12 protein-coding genes and 1 pseudogene are annotated in these 17986 nt (G+C 39.8%); 8 read left to right on the forward strand and 5 right to left on the reverse strand.

Annotated features, from left to right (window positions below):
* Window positions 1-199: 199 nt before the first annotated feature.
* The 3 genes and pseudogenes from lipA to rfbC all read left to right on the forward strand — a co-directional run.
* Window positions 200-1141 (forward strand): annotated as a pseudogene (gene lipA, locus BQ4443_RS00445) (lipoyl synthase); the annotation flags it as partial.
* A complete protein-coding gene (rfbB, locus tag BQ4443_RS00450) occupies window positions 1141-2163 on the forward strand; it encodes a dTDP-glucose 4,6-dehydratase (protein ID WP_023953527.1) in 1023 nt (340 codons plus the stop codon). The pseudogene lipA and the gene rfbB, both read left to right, overlap by 1 nt.
* On the forward strand, window positions 2163-2738 hold the full coding sequence (gene rfbC, locus BQ4443_RS00455; RefSeq protein WP_071057734.1) for a dTDP-4-dehydrorhamnose 3,5-epimerase: 576 nt from the start codon (window positions 2163-2165) through the stop codon (window positions 2736-2738). The genes rfbB and rfbC overlap by 1 nt, the downstream gene beginning before the upstream one ends.
* Window positions 2739-2766: 28 nt before the next feature.
* Here the strand turns inward: rfbC and BQ4443_RS00460 are convergent, their stop codons facing one another.
* From BQ4443_RS00460 to BQ4443_RS00475, 4 genes are all read right to left on the reverse strand, one after another.
* Window positions 2767-4170 (reverse strand): MFS transporter, encoded by a 1404-nt coding sequence (locus BQ4443_RS00460; protein WP_023953525.1) that lies wholly within the window; start codon window positions 4168-4170, stop codon window positions 2767-2769.
* A gap of 76 nt (window positions 4171-4246) precedes the next feature.
* Window positions 4247-5620, reverse strand: a complete 1374-nt coding sequence (gene glmU, locus BQ4443_RS00465) for a bifunctional UDP-N-acetylglucosamine diphosphorylase/glucosamine-1-phosphate N-acetyltransferase GlmU (RefSeq protein ID WP_071057735.1) — start codon at window positions 5618-5620, stop codon at window positions 4247-4249.
* A gap of 38 nt (window positions 5621-5658) precedes the next feature.
* Window positions 5659-6183, reverse strand: a complete 525-nt coding sequence (locus BQ4443_RS00470) for a PhaM family polyhydroxyalkanoate granule multifunctional regulatory protein (RefSeq protein WP_071057736.1) — start codon at window positions 6181-6183, stop codon at window positions 5659-5661.
* Window positions 6184-6219: 36 nt separating this feature from the next.
* Window positions 6220-7026, reverse strand: coding sequence for an NUDIX hydrolase (locus BQ4443_RS00475; protein WP_143000514.1), 807 nt, complete (start codon window positions 7024-7026; stop codon window positions 6220-6222).
* Window positions 7027-7088: 62 nt separating this feature from the next.
* Here BQ4443_RS00475 and BQ4443_RS00480 point away from each other — a divergent pair, with 62 nt between their 5' ends.
* The gene (locus BQ4443_RS00480; RefSeq protein WP_023953518.1) at window positions 7089-7670 is read left to right on the forward strand and encodes an SCO family protein; all 582 of its coding nucleotides are present in this window, start codon (window positions 7089-7091) and stop codon (window positions 7668-7670) included.
* Between the two features lie 169 nt (window positions 7671-7839).
* On the opposite strand, the gene rpoH is transcribed toward BQ4443_RS00480, so the two are convergent.
* A complete protein-coding gene (rpoH, locus tag BQ4443_RS00485) occupies window positions 7840-8727 on the reverse strand; it encodes an RNA polymerase sigma factor RpoH (protein ID WP_023953516.1) in 888 nt (295 codons plus the stop codon).
* A gap of 221 nt (window positions 8728-8948) precedes the next feature.
* On the opposite strand from rpoH, the gene BQ4443_RS00490 reads away from it, so the two are divergent.
* The 4 genes from BQ4443_RS00490 to BQ4443_RS00505 all read left to right on the forward strand — a co-directional run bounded on the left by BQ4443_RS00490 (window position 8949) and on the right by BQ4443_RS00505 (window position 17550).
* Window positions 8949-9647: a hypothetical protein gene (locus BQ4443_RS00490; RefSeq protein WP_071057737.1), complete on the forward strand. Its 699-nt coding sequence runs from the start codon at window positions 8949-8951 to the stop codon at window positions 9645-9647.
* Window positions 9648-9701: 54 nt separating this feature from the next.
* Window positions 9702-11078 carry an ATP-dependent RNA helicase DbpA gene (gene dbpA, locus BQ4443_RS00495; RefSeq protein WP_071057738.1) on the forward strand — a complete coding sequence of 459 codons (1377 nt, stop codon included), beginning with the start codon at window positions 9702-9704 and terminating at the stop codon, window positions 11076-11078.
* 209 nt (window positions 11079-11287) lie between these two features.
* Window positions 11288-16066, forward strand: a complete 4779-nt coding sequence (locus tag BQ4443_RS00500; RefSeq protein WP_083331808.1) for a glutamate synthase-related protein — start codon at window positions 11288-11290, stop codon at window positions 16064-16066.
* Window positions 16067-16083: 17 nt separating this feature from the next.
* Window positions 16084-17550 carry a glutamate synthase subunit beta gene (locus BQ4443_RS00505; protein WP_071057739.1) on the forward strand — a complete coding sequence of 489 codons (1467 nt, stop codon included), beginning with the start codon at window positions 16084-16086 and terminating at the stop codon, window positions 17548-17550.
* Window positions 17551-17986 lie beyond the last annotated feature (436 nt).

The following is a 17986-nucleotide window of genomic DNA, read 5'->3' on the forward strand; positions in this document are numbered from 1 at the left end:
AATCAAATACTTAACTGAAAAAGATTGTAATATATTAATCACTATCACTTAGTAAGGATAATTCTCATAGGGAAAATAGGTTTTTAGGATTTATCCTGCTATTCAGGGTTAAAATAACCCTTTGTAATTTTTTTGCCTTGCAAAGCAGACGTTAACTATGACAAATACGTTATCACATCCAGTCGATAAAGACACATCATATGATGCGACAAAAAAACAAAAATCGTTTGATAAAACCTCGCGGATTCCTATCAAAATTATTCCTGTTGAAAAATTAAAAAAACCAGAATGGATTAGAGTTAAAGCCGCCGCGCCTAATTCAAAGTTTAATGAGATTAAACAAATTCTGCGTGAAAATAAAATGGTAACTGTATGTGAGGAGGCGTCTTGCCCAAATATTGGTGAATGTTTTGGCCGTGGTACAGCTACCTTTATGATTATGGGTGATAAATGTACCCGTCGTTGTCCATTCTGTGATGTAGGACATGGTCGTCCTGATCCTTTAGATGTCAATGAACCAAGTAATCTGGCCAAATCCATTGCGGCAATGAAGTTACGTTATGTGGTGATTACCTCTGTAGATCGTGATGATTTGAGAGATGGGGGTGCGCAGCATTATGTGGATTGTATTAATGAAATTCGTGAACGCTCTCCACAGACAACGATAGAGGTGTTGGTACCTGATTTTAGAGGACGTTTAGAAAAAGCATTAGATATTTTTGCTAAAAGTTTGCCTGATGTTTTAAATCACAATTTGGAAACAGTGCCTCGTCTATATCGTCAAGCCCGTCCTGGTGCTGATTATATGCATTCATTGAAATTATTAAAAGACTTCAAGGCAATGTATCCCTCTATTCCGACTAAATCAGGTTTGATGGTTGGCTTGGGTGAAACTGATGAAGAGATTTTACAAGTCATGCGTGATATGCGGGAGCATGATATTGAGATGCTAACAATTGGTCAATATTTACAACCCTCTGACCACCATTTACCAGTATTGCGTTATGTACATCCAGATACCTTCAAAATGTATGAAGAAGAAGCGTATAAAATGGGCTTTTCGCATGCTGCAGTAGGGGCGATGGTACGCTCTTCTTATCATGCTGATCAACAAGCACATAATGCGGGTGTTGAGTCTTAGTGAATATTCTGGTAACGGGTGGCTGCGGATTTATCGGTGGTCATTTTATTAGAACAGCGTTTTCTGCAGAGGGATTATCGCAATTAGGCTTTAATCCCATCGCAGATGTTTTAATTAATCTGGATAACTTATCCTATGCAGCTAACCCGGAAGGGTTAGTAGAGCTTGATTCTTGTGCGTCTTATCATTTTATCCAAGAGGATATTTTGCATGAGCAAGCTATATTGAGTATTTTAGAAAAATTTCATATTGAAGCCATTGTGCATTTCGCGGCACAAACTCATGTGGATAGATCTATTCAACAGGTTGATCCTTTTGTGCAGACAAATGTCTTAGGTACACTATCGATATTGAAAGCGTGTCAGCATTATTTAACACATGCTAAGGATATAAAAAAACGCTTTAGGATGGTCTATGTGTCAACGGATGAGGTTTATGGTAGTTTGGCAAGCTCAGTAGCTCCGGTGACTGAAACAGCGCCTTTAAAGCCTAGTAATCCTTATTCGGCCAGTAAGGCAGCCGGGGAGCATTTTGTTCAGGCGTGGTGTAATACCTATCAGATACCTACCATCATTACTCGTTGTAGTAATAATTATGGTGTTGGACAATACCCCGAAAAGCTTATTCCTTTAATGTTGAAGCAAGCATTGAACGAACAGGCATTACCGATTTATGGGAATGGGTTACAAATTAGGGATTGGATTGCTGTAGAGGACCATTGTCGAGCCATTAATTGTGTACTGCGATCAGGTAGCGTTGGTGAAATTTATAATATCGGTGCTAATCAAGAAGTTAGTAATATTGCGTTAGTTAGCATATTATGTCGATTGCTGGATGAATATAAGCCTAGAACTAATCAACAGTCCTATACTGACTTAATTACGTATATTCAGGATAGACCAGGCCATGATCAACGTTATGCATTAAATACTCAAAAAATACGTCAAGAATTGGCATGGACACCAATAATATCCTTAGAGCAAGGGCTCAAGAATATCGTGTTAGCTACATTGGATGCATAATGAAAGTGAACGAAATACAGATATCAGGCGTAAAGATAATTACTCAGAATTGTTATCACGATTACCGAGGATATTTTGTAGAAAGTTATAATCAAGCTCAATTTGATGAGTATAGTAATCTCAAATCATCGTGGTTACAAGATAATTTATCGTATTCAAAACAAGGTACATTACGAGGATTACATTATCAATTTCCTCATGCACAAGCAAAATTGATACAAGTAGTCAAAGGTTATATTTGGGATGTTGTGCTAGATTTACGGCAAGACTCCCCAACATTTAAACAATGGCAAGGATTCTATTTACAAGATCCTCTGCTAAATCCCAATAAACAGCTCGAATTATTGTATATCCCAGAAGGTTGTGCACATGGTTTTTTAACCATTAGTGAGGACGCCATTGTTCACTATAAAGTAGCAGAGCGATATTATCCACAAGAAGAACAAACGTTGGTTTTCAACGATCCTGACATTGCGATAGAGTGGCCACTACATGCCTTACCTGTAGATATACCACTCATTTTATCTGAGAAGGATAGGCAAGGAAAAACCTTTAGCCAGTTGCCATTGTTTTGAACCTAGCCAGGATTCAAATATTTATGTCTTAAATAATGCTAGTATCTGTTTTTCGAATATAACGAGATAGATTAACTAGACTGGCTAAACCAATGACTATCGCCCCTAGCATAATACCATTGTAATGCCCATTCTCTGGGCTAATGGTAAAACATAGAGCCACTAATGCAGCCCCAGTACATTGTCCAAATAGACGAGCTGTTGATTGCATACCACCCGTTGCACTGGAACGATGGGGAGGTGCTGATAATAAAATTGCTTTGTTATTTGGTGTTTGGAAAAAGCCAAAGCCTAAGCCTGCACAGAAAAGGCATAATCCAAAATAAATTGGCGGTGAATCTTCCGGTAAGAATAATAAAATCACTAAGCCAAGACACATTATTAAACTACCTGAACCTGCTAGTACAGAGGCTGGATGTTTATTTGATAATCTTGCTGCAATAGGGGAGATTATTAAGCCCGCAATAGGCCAAGCACTGAATAATAAGCCAACCGTTTTAGTGGACATATGTAATTCGTGTTGGAAATAGAAGGGAGCTGAAATCATTGTTAATGATGCTGCTGCAAAGCTCATTGCGGATACAATAACGGCATCTCTAAAAGAGATATTTTGTAATAAATCAATGGGTACTAAAGGACTATGATCGGTTTGAGCTCTTTTATAGACAACGTAACCAGAAATAATAGATACAGCAAGTAAGCATAAGCTAATTACGGTATGGCTAAAGGCTAAATCTAAGAAGGCGATAAATCCTCCTAAAGCCAAAGCATTTAATACGGCGCTTAGGTAGTCAAAAGGCTTTTCGACACGTTTTACCCTTGGAACATAAAGGGTGAGAATCAGTGCTAATAAACATAATGGAATGGTAAATCCATAAATCCAATGCCAAGAAGCAATACCAATAATAAATGCTCCTAGTGATGGACTAATTAAAGCGGCGGCACCCACAACCATCGCATTTAGACTAATTCCTGTAGCGAGTAATCGACGAGGATAAATATTGCGTACTAAGCCTCCGAATAGCGACATGAAAGCAGAACATCCAATTCCTTGAATAATGCGTGTGACAATAAGGTGTTCAAGCGAGTTGGCAAACATACTTCCAATTGCACCAAGCATAAAGATAACAATACCAATGCGCAATAACCGTCTAAAACCTATCTGTTCAGCAAGTGCTGAAAAAGGTAGTAAAGTGGCAATAATGGTAATTGTGTAGGCGTTAATAATCCAAACAGTAGTAGCTGGTAATACGTTTAGATTCTTGCTGATCGTTGGAAGAGCAATATTAGTAATGCTACTATCAATAACACCGATAGCAATGACCACTAGTAATGCCATTGCAGCAAGATATCGTTGTGGAGTTGGTAAGCCATCTTGTGATGGTGTGCCTTCAGATGGAGAAGGACTTTTAAGGGTTTCTGAAATAGCCATATTAATTAAAAAAGCTACTCATAAGGGATAAAGCTTGGCTAGTTTTTCGGATATGAGTAGCTTGTTGTGTTATCAGTTATTTTTTAGTTGGTCTTTTCCAATTTGCTATGGTAAATTGTTGAACTCTTGAAATCGTTAATTGATTCGCAGGAGCGTCTTTCGTTAAGGTTGTGCCAGCGCCAAGGGTAGCATTAGCTCCTACTGTTACGGGGGCTACAAGTTGTGTATCTGAACCAATAAATGCCCCATCTTCAATGATGGTTTGGAACTTATTCACGCCATCATAGTTGCAAGTGATGGTGCCGGCGCCAATATTTACTTTTTCACCAATCGTAGCATCACCTAAATAGCTAAGGTGATTGGCTTTGCTATAGGCGCCCAAACGTGTTTTTTTAAGCTCAACAAAGTTGCCAACATGACTATGTGAGCCAAGTGAAGCACCTGGACGCAAACGAGCGTATGGACCAATTACAGCATGATCTTCTGCCTTTGCTTGTTCTAGGTGGCTAAAAGCATCTACATGTGTGTTTTGTCCAAGCTCTACATTACGTAGCACGCAGTTTGGACCGATTTTTACTCCGTCTGCTAATACGACTCGTCCCTCAAAAACACAGCCAGTATCAATGAAAACATCACGACCACAGATAAGCTCACCACGTAAGTTAAAGTTATTTGGGTCAGCGAGTGTTACCCCTTTTTCTAGTAAGCGACGCGCTTGCTCTGCTTGCCATAGACGTTCAAGTTGAGCCTGTTGGATACGACTATTAACACCAAGTGTTTCCCAGTTAGCACTTGGTTGAGCAGCATTGACAGCAACCCCGTCTTTTACGGCTAAACCAATAATATCGGTAAGATAATATTCACCTTGTGCATTATTATTATCAATACGAGTTAACCAGTTTTTAAGATGAGCGGTAGGGGCACAGAGAATGCCAGTATTAACTTCATTAATTTTTAATTCTTCTGGGGTAGCATCTTTATGCTCTACAATACGATGAACTTGACCATTCGCATCTCTGACGATACGCCCATAACCAGTCGGGTCAGCAAGCGTTTCCGTTAAAACGCTGACACCAGTACCTGCAGACTGAATAAGCTTGGTAAGAGTATCTGATTGCACAAGAGGTACATCACCGTATAAAACTAAGGTCATGTCATTGCTATCGTTGCCCCCAACTAATTGATCTACGGCTTGTTGTACAGCATGACCCGTACCATGTTGAGGCATTTGTAGTGCGAAACCTAAATCGTTTTCTTGCGCAAAATAATCTTTGACTGTATCAGCGCCATGACCAACTACCACAATAATTTTACTAGGATTGAGTTGGCGAGCACTATCAATAACATGAGAAAGCATAGGTTTACCAGCGATACTGTGTAAAACCTTAGGAAGATCTGACTGCATGCGTTTGCCCATGCCTGCAGCGAGAATAACGATATTAAGATGCATAGATAAATAATATAAATTTAGTTAATGTACGGATAATTCTACTCTTTTTTTTCAGTCGGTTTACGCCTGCTCTGCTTTACCGCTGTTTTTCTAGGCTTTGACGCATTAGTAGTGGCGACTTTTGATGTGGAATTATCTGTAGCAACAGTCTGTTGTGAGTCTGTTGTTGGTGTAGTCTGTTTGAGATTTGCCGTTTGTGCTTGTACTAATTGCGTCAATTGTTCTTGAAGACTTTGCCACCATTGTTGGCCTGCTGCTTGTAATGCCTCATTGCTGTTCAATATTTCTTTAAATGATGTTAGATTGCTTTTTTGTAATTCTAATCCTTGGATGGTGTTTTTAAGCATGGACAAATTTAGGCTTAACCAATTCTCAACATTTTTGAGTTCTTCTATCCGTTTATCAATTTCTACAATGGTTGCTTCTGGAGAGGAAAATGTTTGTTGGTTCTTTTCTAATGTGTGGTTCCACGCCTTATGGAAAGCATCAATATTTCCAAAAAAAGGTTGCTTAAAATAGTCGGGTGAAAATAATTGTTCAAATAAATTTTTATTATCACTCATTTGTTGTCCCCTCTAAAAAATTAATTACTATCACAGTTAGCGAATTGTTTTAAAAATATTATTCTCTATACTGTTAATTAAAACAACCATTGCTTCTGCGGTAACTTGATCATTACACATTAATTGAATCACTTCATCAATACTAAAAATACGTATTTCACTTACTTCACCGTCTTGGTTTTGTGGGTGAATATGAGGCTCTAGAATGCAGTCGCTCGTTAATATTTCCTCTACTTGATAACCTTCTGGTAAAGGGCGACGCACAGTATCAATAGAACGAATATCGGTACGTAAGGTTAGTTGAGATTCTCTTAAACCAGCCTCTTCAAAAGTTTCTCTAATGAGCCCTGACTCCAAGGTATCATGAGCGTTTAATAAGCCTCCTGAAAGAGTATCCCACTTATTAGGGTCAGTTTGTTTGGTGGGTGACCTAAGGGATAGAAAAATTTTTCCTTCAGGTGTCCAAGCATTCATATGAATGGCTTGAGTGAGTAAGCCTAAGGGGCGAGTAGCTGTTCGCTCAATATGAGCGAACGCACTTTGTTCACGCCAAACTACCACTTGTTCATCACGCCAGAAATGCAAGCAGGACTGTTCCAGTAGGTGATGAGCTAGTTGATTAAAAAAATCAGTTCTACCTTGAAAATCGTGTGATGTTAAATCAAGGTACGCATTCTCACCTTGTATGTTAAATCCTTGGTAATGTTCTATTGCTTTTAGTGCATTGGGGTGGATTATTCCCGTTAAAACCTTATTTACATATAATGGTAAAGAGCCTACTATGGGTTCTATATGTATGGTATTTTCTAAGCGAAGCTTAAGGTTATCAAGGGATAATGTCACGATAAACAATACAAGGTTAAATAAAAATTCTATTTTAGCCAGATTAAAGGGTAATTGAAAGAATGTATTTGAAACAAATTTTATTGGGACTTTGGCTAACCATTGCTAGCGTTACTTCGGTCTTTGCTGCCTGGAATGGGAGTTCAATAGAAGGCAGTAAATTAGGAACCCAATGGGAAGTGATTGATACTCAAGGTAATAGTCGTACAGCTCAAACTATCCAAGGGAAAGTGAGTTTATTTTTCTTCGGGTTTACCCAATGTCCTGATATTTGTCCGACGACACTTGCCACTATATCTCAGATTTTTTCCTTGTTGAATGAGTCACAACGAAAAGATGTGCAGATTATTATGGTGAGTGTTGATCCTGAACGGGATACAGTAGAGGTATTAAAACAGTATTTAAGTTATTTTCCTGGCAATATAATAGGGTTTACGGGCAGTGAGGAGCAAATTAAAACCATGCAAAAAAGCTTTAAAGTATTTTCCCGTAAAGTACCTATACAAGATGGGAAGAGCTACACGGTAGAGCACTCTAGTAATCTATATTTGTTTGATAAACAGGGTAAACCACGACTGTTTTATTATAGTGATGTCGCACCAGAAAAATTAGCTCAGGATGTAGAGGCTTTGTTGAATGAGTAGTATTTCGGCGTACTAGTTTTCAGCAGAAATAATAAGAATAAGAGATTTCTTGGAGAAAAATTTGACAGTTTGGGTGTGACCTTGCATAGAAAAGTCAACTTCAAGCTATCACACAAAAACAAGGCAACTCGTAGAGTTGCCTTGTTGTACTTCAATAATTAGTGAGTCATTAAGCGGCTTGTGCTTCTAACACTTGACGCATTTTTTTGATTGCCGCATTTTCAATTTGACGTACGCGTTCAGCTGAGACGCCGTATTGTGAGGCTAACTCTTGGAGTGTTTTGCCTTCGCCGTCATCTTGTAACCAACGAGATTCAATAATATCGCGAGAGCGATCATCAAGTTTATCTAAAGCTGCAGTAATTCCCTGAGTTTGTAAGTCATAACGATAACGTTGGGCAAGTACCTGACCTGGCTCGTGTTGCCCATCATCAGATAGGTAAGTGATAGGGGCAAAATCATCTTCATCGTCATTAGAAGACTCAAGTGCCATATCACGTCCAGAAAGACGGACTTCCATCTCAGCGACTTCTTCTGGTTTTACGTTAAGTTTTTCTGCAATACCTTGGATTTGGGATGGATCTAAGGTTTGTCCATCTGGACGCATACTACGTAAGTTAAAGAACAGTTTGCGTTGAGCTTTGGTCGTTGCTACTTTAACTAAACGCCAGTTACGAATAATGTATTCATTGATTTCTGCTTTAATCCAGTGGACAGCAAAGGAAACTAAACGCACGCCATGAGATAAGTCAAAGCGTTTTACGGCTTTCATCAAACCGATATTACCCTCTTGGATAAGGTCCGCATGAGCAATACCATAGCCTAAATATTGGCGAGAAATTGACACAACAAGGCGTAGGTGAGAAAGGATTAAAGATTTTGCCGCTTCTAAATCACCATTAGCTTGTAGGCGTTCTGCAAAGTCTCTTTCTTGTTCTGGAGTAAGCACAGGGATACGATTGACAGCGCTGATATAAGCTTCAATCGAACCCATGGCGCCAGGATTAGCTACCGCCATTGCTACATTATTTTGTAGTGCAAGTGATTGATTTGTCATGGTATTTTCCTATGAAAATGTTTATGTTAGGTATTATTTTAGCACTCTTGTGGTTAGAGTGCTAATATTTTCAATACCTCACAGGTCTTAATTGGTTTCAGTGTGTAACACCATTCACAGAGGAGCTAAATTACTATAAAAATCAAGTAAATAACATAAAAATCAAGCGGAAAATATAGAAAAAAGCGATAATGATGTCTTTGTAGGTAAAGTAAGGTTATATGGCCAGATTAGCACGTCTCTATGCTCCAAACACTTGTCAGCTAGTTCAAGCAAAACTACTCCCCCACATTGCTAGTTTATCCGATGAGTATCAATTAAAGCCTAAGTTATTAGCTTGGTTAGAGGAGCTAAGTGTACGGTATCAATTACCTATTCATGCATGGTCAATTACCAATGAGGGGATATATTTTTTAAGTACCCCTCCTAATGAGCGTACGATTTCTCAAGTTGTCCAGGCATTGGGACGCTATTTAGCTTCTAGTTTACGCTTAGGTGCTGTATTTGCATCAAGATATCGTTCTTGTTTGGTTGAAGAGGGTGATCATTATTTGGCTTGCATGATTTGGTTAGAGATGTATCTTCATCACAAAGAAGGCATAGAGCAACCGGATTTGCTTCCATGGACGTCTGCTGGTGTGCATACGGGACGCATAAATAAAGATTTAAAATGGTTAACTGATCATCATGATTATTGGGTACTAGGGAATACTTCTTTTGAGCGTCAGGCACGTTATAAAAGTCTTTGTGAAGAAGGATTAAGTCATTCTAGGATTTTGGATATAGAAGCTGCCATCCATGGGCAATGGGCATTGGGAAGCGATAGTTTTATTGAAAAAATAGCCCCGTTTGCTAGTCGTCGTGTGTTACCGAGTAAACGAGGCCGTCCACGAAAAGAAACATTGTTAAAGAATAATTAATACCTTAATCCTGAGGTGTTACTCTTAACGTATTCATTTAATTTGGAAAAAAATATGTCCACAGATTTTGCTTCATTGCCGCTAAGTGCTGCTCAATTACATAATTTAAAGGAGTTGGGTTATACCCAAATGCGTCCAATACAAGCTCAAAGCCTGCCTGCTATTTTGGAAGGTAAGGATGTGCGTGGGCAGGCGGAAACGGGTAGTGGAAAGACCCTTGCCTTTGGTTTAGGGATTGTTCAAAAAATTAACCCTGCTTTTTTTGGGGCTCAAGGAATTGTGCTGTGTCCAACACGAGAGTTGGCTGATCAAGTTGCACAACAAATTCGTAAATTGGCAAGAGCACTTAATAATATTAAAGTTTTAACCCTTTGTGGGGGAAGTGCCTTACGCCCACAAATTGAATCATTAAAACATGGTGCGCATATTATTGTTGGTACGCCGGGGCGAGTATTGGACTTGTTGCGTGGACAGCATTTAGATCTTAGTCATATCAACGTGTTTGTACTAGATGAGGCGGATAGGATGATGGATATGGGGTTCTTTGATGATATTGGTGAAATTTCTCAAGCAACACCATTACGTAAACAAACTTTGTTTTTTTCAGCCACATTCCCAGAGCATATCTTAAAAATCAGTGAAGGTTTTCAGCGTAATCCTATTACTGTCGAAATGAGTCCTGAGGCAGTTAATCATAATCTGGATCATTTATTTTTCGTGACTACGCCAGAGAATCGGTTTGCAGATTGTGCACGGTTGCTAAAACATTATCGACCTGTATCTACATTGGCTTTTTGTAATACAAAAGTCCAGTGTGAAGAATTGGCTGATTACCTTAACCATCAAGGGATTGTGAGTTTAGTGCTGCACGGTGATATGGATCAGCGTGATCGAGAAGATGTATTAGTTCAGTTTATCAATCGTTCATGTTCAGTATTGGTGGCTACTGATGTTGCCGCTAGAGGCTTAGATATTGATACGTTGGATGCCATCATCAATGTAGAATTAACACCTAATGTGGCTACACATATTCATCGTATTGGCAGAACAGGTCGAAAAGAAGCAAAGGGTTTGGCACTTAATTTAGTGACAGATAAAGAAAAATATAGAGCTGAGAGGATAGAGAAAAATATCGATTTGCCTGTTACTTGGTTGGATTTGCCTGCTCAAGGAAAGCAAAAACCGCTTAATCCGCCGATGCGCACGATTTGTATTAGAGGTGGAAAAAAAGAGAAATTACGCCCGGGTGATATTTTGGGCACATTGACTAAAGATTTAGGTTTGCCGGGTAGTGTTGTTGGCAAAATCAATATTTATGATTTTGTGAGCTTTGTCGCTATTGAAAGAAAACTTGCTGAGGAAACGATTGAAAAACTCCGTAAAACCAATATTAAAGGCAAGCAATGGATGATGCGTTTTATGGATACTTAATTTCGCAACTATCATTTTATTAATGTTTTTTGTGATTCAAAAAGTACTTAAGCTTTTTCCCCTTGTTTTGGTGTGTCCCTAATTTAATTGTCTGTGTTGCTGTTTTATTATAAATAGGGAGCGTCCCTATTTATTTATCTTGCACTGTAGCAAAAATCCACTTATTCTTAGTAGGTTATCCATTCTTGCCGTTTTTTTAGGACGTAATTATGAGCAAGCCAGTGCAATTATTAAAAGAAATCGTTATTGATGCTTCTGCTATTGGGCATCATACTTCCTGTGCGCCACAGACAAAACCCGTGATTCATCGCCAACCAGAATCACAAGGTCTTTATGATAAAGAAAATGAACATGATGCCTGTGGCGTTGGTTTTGTGGCCAATATTAAGGGTAAAAAAAGTCATACCATTATTCAGCAAGGCTTAAAAATCCTGGAAAACCTCGATCATCGAGGTGCCGTAGGTGCTGACAAATTGATGGGGGATGGTGCTGGTATTCTTATTCAGATTCCTGATACCTTATATCGTGAAGAAATGGCAAAACAAGGTGTAACCTTACCACCAGAGGGTGAGTATGGTGTAGTGATGGTGTTTTTGCCTAAAGAAATGGCGTCTCGTCTAGCCTGTGAGAGAGAGCTTGAACGTTCTGTCCGTGATGAAGGGCAAGTACTATTAGGTTGGCGTGATGTACCCGTCAATAAAGAGATGGAAATGTCGCCTGCTGTGAGAGAAGTAGAGCCAGTTATTCGTCAGTTATTTATTGGTCGTGGTCCAGATGTGATGGTACCAGATGCGTTAGAGCGCAAATTATACGTCATCCGTAAAACAGCTAGCCATGCGATTCAACATATGAATCTAGCACATAGTAAAGAATACTATGTACCATCAGCGTCTGTGCGTACCGTTGTGTATAAAGGTTTATTGCTTGCTGACCAAGTGGGTCAGTATTATCGCGACTTAGAAGATCCTCGTGCTGTTTCTGCGTTAGCGTTAGTGCATCAACGTTTCTCTACAAATACATTCCCTGCATGGCCATTGGCTCACCCTTATCGTTTAATTGCACATAATGGAGAGATCAACACAGTCAAAGGAAACTTTAACTGGTTGCGTGCACGGGAAGGTATGATGGAATCGCCAGTATTAGGGGATGATTTACCTAAGCTTTACCCAATCGTCTATGAAGGACAATCAGATACGGCGACATTTGATAACTGTTTAGAACTAATGGTAAATGCCGGTTATTCACTTGCTCACGCGATGATGATGATGATTCCAGAAGCATGGGAACAACATACATTTATGGATGAGAATCGTCGTGCATTCTATGAATATAATGCAGCTAAACTTGAACCATGGGATGGACCAGCTGCTGTAGCGTTTACAGATGGACGTCAAATTGGCGCGACATTAGACCGTAATGGTTTGCGCCCAGCTCGTTATGTTGTGACTGATGATGATATGGTCATTCTTGCATCAGAAGCCGGTACATTAACTGTTCCAGAAAATCGTATTGTTAAAAAATGGCGTTTACAGCCAGGCAAAATGTTGCTAATTGATTTAGACCAAGGTCGTATTATTAGTGATGAAGAGATTAAAAACCAATTAGCCAATAGTCGCCCATATAGTCAATGGTTAAAACGATTAAGTGTTAAGTTAGAAGATCTAAAAGCACCTGTTGATAATACTCAGCCTATGCCAGCGTATACGTCTAGCGCTTCGTTGCTAGATCGTCAACAAGCGTTTGGTTGGACACAAGAAGATATTAAATTTATTCTTCAGCCAATGATTCAAAATGGTGAGGAAGCGATTGGCTCAATGGGTAATGATGCGCCTGTAGCTGTTCTTTCTAATAAAAATAAGCCATTTTATAACTATTTCCGTCAGCTATTTGCTCAAGTCACTAACCCACCGATTGACCCAATTCGTGAACAATTGGTGATGTCTTTAGTGTCATTTATTGGCCCTAAACCAAACCTATTAGATATTAATAACGTTAATCCACCACAACGTATCGAAGTTAATCAGCCAATTCTTGATGTAGAAGGGATGACACGTTTACGCGAAATTGAGCGCTATACGGATCATAAATTCCGTAGTTTTGAGCTTGATTTGACCTATCCAATTAGTTGGGGGGCTGAGGGTATTGAAGCAAGTGTAGCGTCATTATGCGCTCGTGCGGTAGATGCAGTTAAAAGTGGCAACAATATTCTTATCTTAACAGACCGTAAAGTAGATGCTGAACATGTGGCTATTCCAGCACTATTAGCGACATCAGCTATTCATCAGCATTTAATTCGTTCAGGATTGCGCACTAATACGGGTTTAGTAGTGGAAACAGGCTCTGCACGTGAGGTACACCATTTTGCTTTATTAGCAGGCTATGGTGCAGAAGCGATTCACCCTTACTTAGTATTTGAAACAATTGATCATTTGCCATCAGTGACAGACAAAGCGAAAGCCGTTTATAACTTTACTAAAGCAATTGGTAAGGGCTTAAATAAAGTTATGTCAAAAATGGGTATTTCAACTTATATGTCTTATACTGGTGCACAAATTTTTGAGGCAGTTGGCTTACAAAAAGCATTAGTGAAGAAATACTTCACTGGTACACCAAGCAATATTGAAGGGTTGGGTATTTTTGAAGTAGCGGAAGAAGCTATTCGCTCTCATAAAGCAGCGTTTGGTAGAGACCCTGTTCTAGCTAATGACTTAGATGCAGGCGGTGATTATGCTTTCCGTATTCGTGGTGAGCAACATATGTGGACGCCTGACTCGATTGCAAAATTACAGCACTCAACTCGTTCAAATAATTACAGTACCTACAAAGAATATGCGCAGTTGATCAATGATCAATCAAAACGCCATATGACACTACGAGGTTTATTTGAATTCAAAGTGGATCCAAGCAAAGCAATTCCACTAGATCAAGTTGAACCGGCTAAAGAAATTGTTAAGCGTTTTGCAACAGGTGCTATGTCATTGGGTTCTATTTCGACTGAGGCACATACTGTTCTTGCCGTAGCGATGAATCGTATTGGTGGTAAATCTAATACAGGTGAGGGTGGCGAGGATGAGCTTCGTTACCGTAAAGAAATTCGTACTGGATCTAGCGATATTAAAAAAGGTGATAGTGTTGCCTCTGTGCTTGGTTCAGATAGAATTGTGGCAGATATTCCCCTAGAAAATGGTGACTCATTACGCTCAAAAATTAAGCAAGTAGCATCTGGACGTTTTGGTGTGAGTGCTGAGTACTTAAGCAGTGCAGACCAAATTCAAATCAAAATGGCTCAAGGGGCAAAACCAGGTGAGGGTGGTCAATTACCAGGCCATAAAGTGTCAGAGTATATTGCAAAATTACGTTACTCTGTGCCAGGTGTGGGATTGATTTCTCCCCCTCCTCACCACGATATTTACTCTATTGAGGATTTGGCACAATTAATTCATGACTTGAAAAACGTTAATCCTCGTGCATCAATTTCTACAAAATTAGTATCAGAAGTGGGTGTAGGTACGGTTGCTGCTGGTGTAGCAAAAGCAAAATCAGACCATATTGTGATTGCTGGTCATGACGGTGGTACTGGTGCATCGCCTATTTCTTCGATTAAACATGCAGGTACTCCGTGGGAATTAGGTCTATCAGAAGCACAACAAACATTAGTATTAAATCGTTTACGTAGCCGTGTTCGATTGCAAGCAGATGGACAAATGAAAACTGGTCGTGATGTAGCGATTGGTGCATTACTTGGTGCGGATGAGTTTGGCTTTGCGACTGCTCCACTAGTTGTAGAAGGTTGTATCATGATGCGCAAGTGTCACTTAAATACTTGTCCAGTTGGTGTGGCTACTCAGGATCCTGTACTTCGCGCTAAGTTTACTGGTAAGCCAGAACATGTAGTGAATTATTTCTTCTTTATTGCGGAAGAAGTACGTGAAATTATGGCTCAATTAGGTATCAGTAAATTTGATGATATGATTGGTCGCACTGATTTACTAGATATGAAAGCTGGTATTGAGCATTGGAAAGCCAAAGGATTGGATTTCAGCCGAGTATTCCACTCTCCAGATGTTGATACTGGACGTTATCATACAGAGGGTCAAGATCATGGTCTAGATAATGCCTTAGATAATCAGTTAATTGAACGTAGTAAAGCCGCTATTGAGCGTGGTGAAAAAGTTTCTTTCATTATCCCAGTGCGTAATCGAAATCGTACTATTGGTGCTATGTTGTCTGGTGTGGTTGCGCATAAGTATGGTCATGAGGGGCTTCCAGACGATACTATCCATATTCAATGTAATGGTACCGCAGGTCAGAGTTATGGTGCTTTCTTGGCTCATGGTATTACGTTTGAGCTTGTCGGTGAAGGAAATGACTATGTAGGTAAGGGTTTATCTGGTGGTCGTATTTCTGTTCGCCCTCCTAATGATTTCCGTGGTTATGGTCCAGATCATATTATTGCTGGTAATACTGTTCTTTATGGGGCTCTTTCAGGGGAAGCTTATTTCAACGGTGTGGTGGGTGAACGTTTTGCTGTACGTAATTCGGGCGCATCTGCTGTGGTTGAAGGAACAGGCGATCACGGTTGTGAGTATATGACAGGTGGAACGGTTGTCGTTTTAGGTAAGACTGGTCGAAACTTTGCTGCAGGTATGTCAGGTGGTGTCGCTTATGTTTGGGATCCAGAAGGTCAATTTGAGAAACGTTGTAATACATCAATGGTTTCTTTAGAGTCTGTTTTATCTCATGATGAACAAACGAAATTAAATAATATGCAAGAGTGGCATTCGGTTGAACGTGGTGGTGATAGAGAAACTGATGATAGTATTTTACGTCGTCTAATCGAAAATCATTATCGTTATACAGGTAGTTTTAGGGCTCGAGATTTATTGGACAATTGGGATAAATCACGTAAGCAATTTGTGAAAGTGATTCCTACTGACTATCGTCGCGCTTTAACTGAGTTATGGCAAGCGAAAAACTCTGCTCAATAATGCTTAAGGAATTTATCATGGGAAAAATTACTGGTTTTTTAGAATTTGAACGTGTGTCAGAAACATACGAAGCACCTGCAGAGCGTCTTAAGCACTATAAAGAGTTTGTCTTGACGTTAGATGATAAACAGGCGCAACAGCAAGGTGCTCGTTGTATGGATTGTGGTATTCCATTTTGTAATAATGGTTGTCCTGTCAATAATATTATTCCTGATTGGAATGATTTAGTGTATAAGCAAAACTGGGAAAAAGCACTTGAGGTATTGCACTCAACAAATAATTTTCCTGAGTTTACCGGACGAATTTGCCCTGCTCCTTGTGAGGCAGCCTGTACATTAAATATTAATAACGACCCTGTCGGAATTAAATCAATTGAGCATGCGATTATTGATAAAGGTTGGGCTAAGGGTTGGGTTGTGCCGCAAGTACCTAGTAAGCGTACTGGAAAAAAAGTCGCTGTTATTGGCTCTGGCCCTGCAGGTTTAGCCACTTCTCAACAATTGGCTCGTGCTGGTCATCAGGTTACTTTGTTTGAAAAAAATAATCGTATTGGTGGTTTGTTGCGATATGGTATTCCTGATTTCAAATTAGATAAAAGTTTAATTGATCGTCGTATGCTTCAAATGGAAGCTGAAGGTGTTGAATTTCGTCCTTCAACTTATGTAGGTAAGAAAGGAGATAAGGTTGAAGATGGACTGGATGTGATAACTTTTGAAGAGTTAGATAAAGAGTTTGATGCGATCGTATTGTCAGGTGGCTCAGAAGTACCACGTGATTTACCTATTCCTGGCCGTGACTTGGATGGTGTTCATTTCGCTATGAATTTTTTAACTCAACAAAATCGTCAGAATGCAGGTGATCGTTTAAAAGATCAAATTAATGCTGCAGGTAAGCATGTTGTTGTGATTGGTGGTGGTGATACTGGTTCTGATTGTGTAGGAACAAGTAATCGTCAAGGTGCTGCTTCGGTGATACAGATTGAGTTAATGCCTAAGTTACCTGAGCAAGAAAATAAAGCCTTAACTTGGCCGTATTGGCCTGCCAAATTACGTACGTCTTCTTCTCATGAAGAGGGTTGTGAGCGTGATTGGGCAATTGTGACGAAATCGTTTGAGGGTAAGAAAGGTAAGTTAAGCAAAATCATTGCTGCACGTGTTGAGTGGATTCGTGATGATGTCACTGGTCAGATGAAGATGCAGGAAATTGAAGGCTCTGAATTTGAAATTAAAGCGGACTTGGTCTTTTTAGCAATGGGTTTTGTGCATCCTGTAGCGGCTGTGCTTGAGGCGGCTGGTGTGGATAAAGATGTTCGTGGTAATGTGAAAGCAAATACTGAGAATTATCAAACATCTGTGCCAAAAGTATTTGCGGCGGGTGATATGCGTCGTGGGCAATCGTTGGTTGTATGGGCTATCCGTGAAGGACGTCAATGTGCAAGAGCTGTTGATGAATTTTTGATGGGGGAAACTGTCTTACCACGTTAGAGGAGATAGGATGGTTATCCTGCCGTCAGGAGAGTAGTTTGGTAGTCGCTCGGACAGTACAGTGCTTATGCCTGTACGAACTCGCTTGGTACTCAAACTCTCTCTGACTGGCGTTGAATCCTACGCTATCTGATTTTTTTAACGTTGGTAGAGGAGTGCTATTCTCTTAGCACGTTAGAGGAGATAGGGTGATTATCCTGCCGTCAGGAGAGTAGTTTGGTAGTCGATCGGACAGTACAGTGCTTACGCCTGTACGAACTCGCTTGGTACTCAAATTCTCTCTGACTGGTGTTGAATCATGCGCTATTCTGAACTTTTTCGATGTGAGTAAGTGCTATCCTCTTACCACGTTAGAGGTGATAGGGTGATTATCCTGCCGTCAGGAGAGTAGTTTGGTAGTCGCTCGGACAGTACAGTGCTTACGCCTGTACGAACT

It is taken from the genome of Pelistega sp. MC2, from assembly GCF_900099475.1.
Lineage (GTDB): Bacteria > Pseudomonadota > Gammaproteobacteria > Burkholderiales > Burkholderiaceae_B > Taylorella > Taylorella indica.

Excerpts from the sequence above, each read along its gene's own strand:
- BQ4443_RS00505 (WP_071057739.1), top strand. The coding sequence starts at position 16,084 with ATGGGAAAAATTACTGGTTTTTTAGAATTTGAACGTGTGTCAGAAACA.
- BQ4443_RS00470 (WP_071057736.1), bottom strand. The coding sequence starts at position 6,183 with ATGAGTGATAATAAAAATTTATTTGAACAATTATTTTCACCCGACTAT.
- BQ4443_RS00490 (WP_071057737.1), top strand. The coding sequence starts at position 8,949 with ATGGCCAGATTAGCACGTCTCTATGCTCCAAACACTTGTCAGCTAGTT.
- rpoH (WP_023953516.1), bottom strand. The coding sequence starts at position 8,727 with ATGACAAATCAATCACTTGCACTACAAAATAATGTAGCAATGGCGGTA.
- BQ4443_RS00500 (WP_083331808.1), top strand. The coding sequence starts at position 11,288 with ATGAGCAAGCCAGTGCAATTATTAAAAGAAATCGTTATTGATGCTTCT.
- dbpA (WP_071057738.1), top strand. The coding sequence starts at position 9,702 with ATGTCCACAGATTTTGCTTCATTGCCGCTAAGTGCTGCTCAATTACAT.
- BQ4443_RS00480 (WP_023953518.1), top strand. The coding sequence starts at position 7,089 with ATGTATTTGAAACAAATTTTATTGGGACTTTGGCTAACCATTGCTAGC.
- glmU (WP_071057735.1), bottom strand. The coding sequence starts at position 5,620 with ATGCATCTTAATATCGTTATTCTCGCTGCAGGCATGGGCAAACGCATG.
- BQ4443_RS00460 (WP_023953525.1), bottom strand. The coding sequence starts at position 4,170 with ATGGCTATTTCAGAAACCCTTAAAAGTCCTTCTCCATCTGAAGGCACA.
- rfbC (WP_071057734.1), top strand. The coding sequence starts at position 2,163 with ATGAAAGTGAACGAAATACAGATATCAGGCGTAAAGATAATTACTCAG.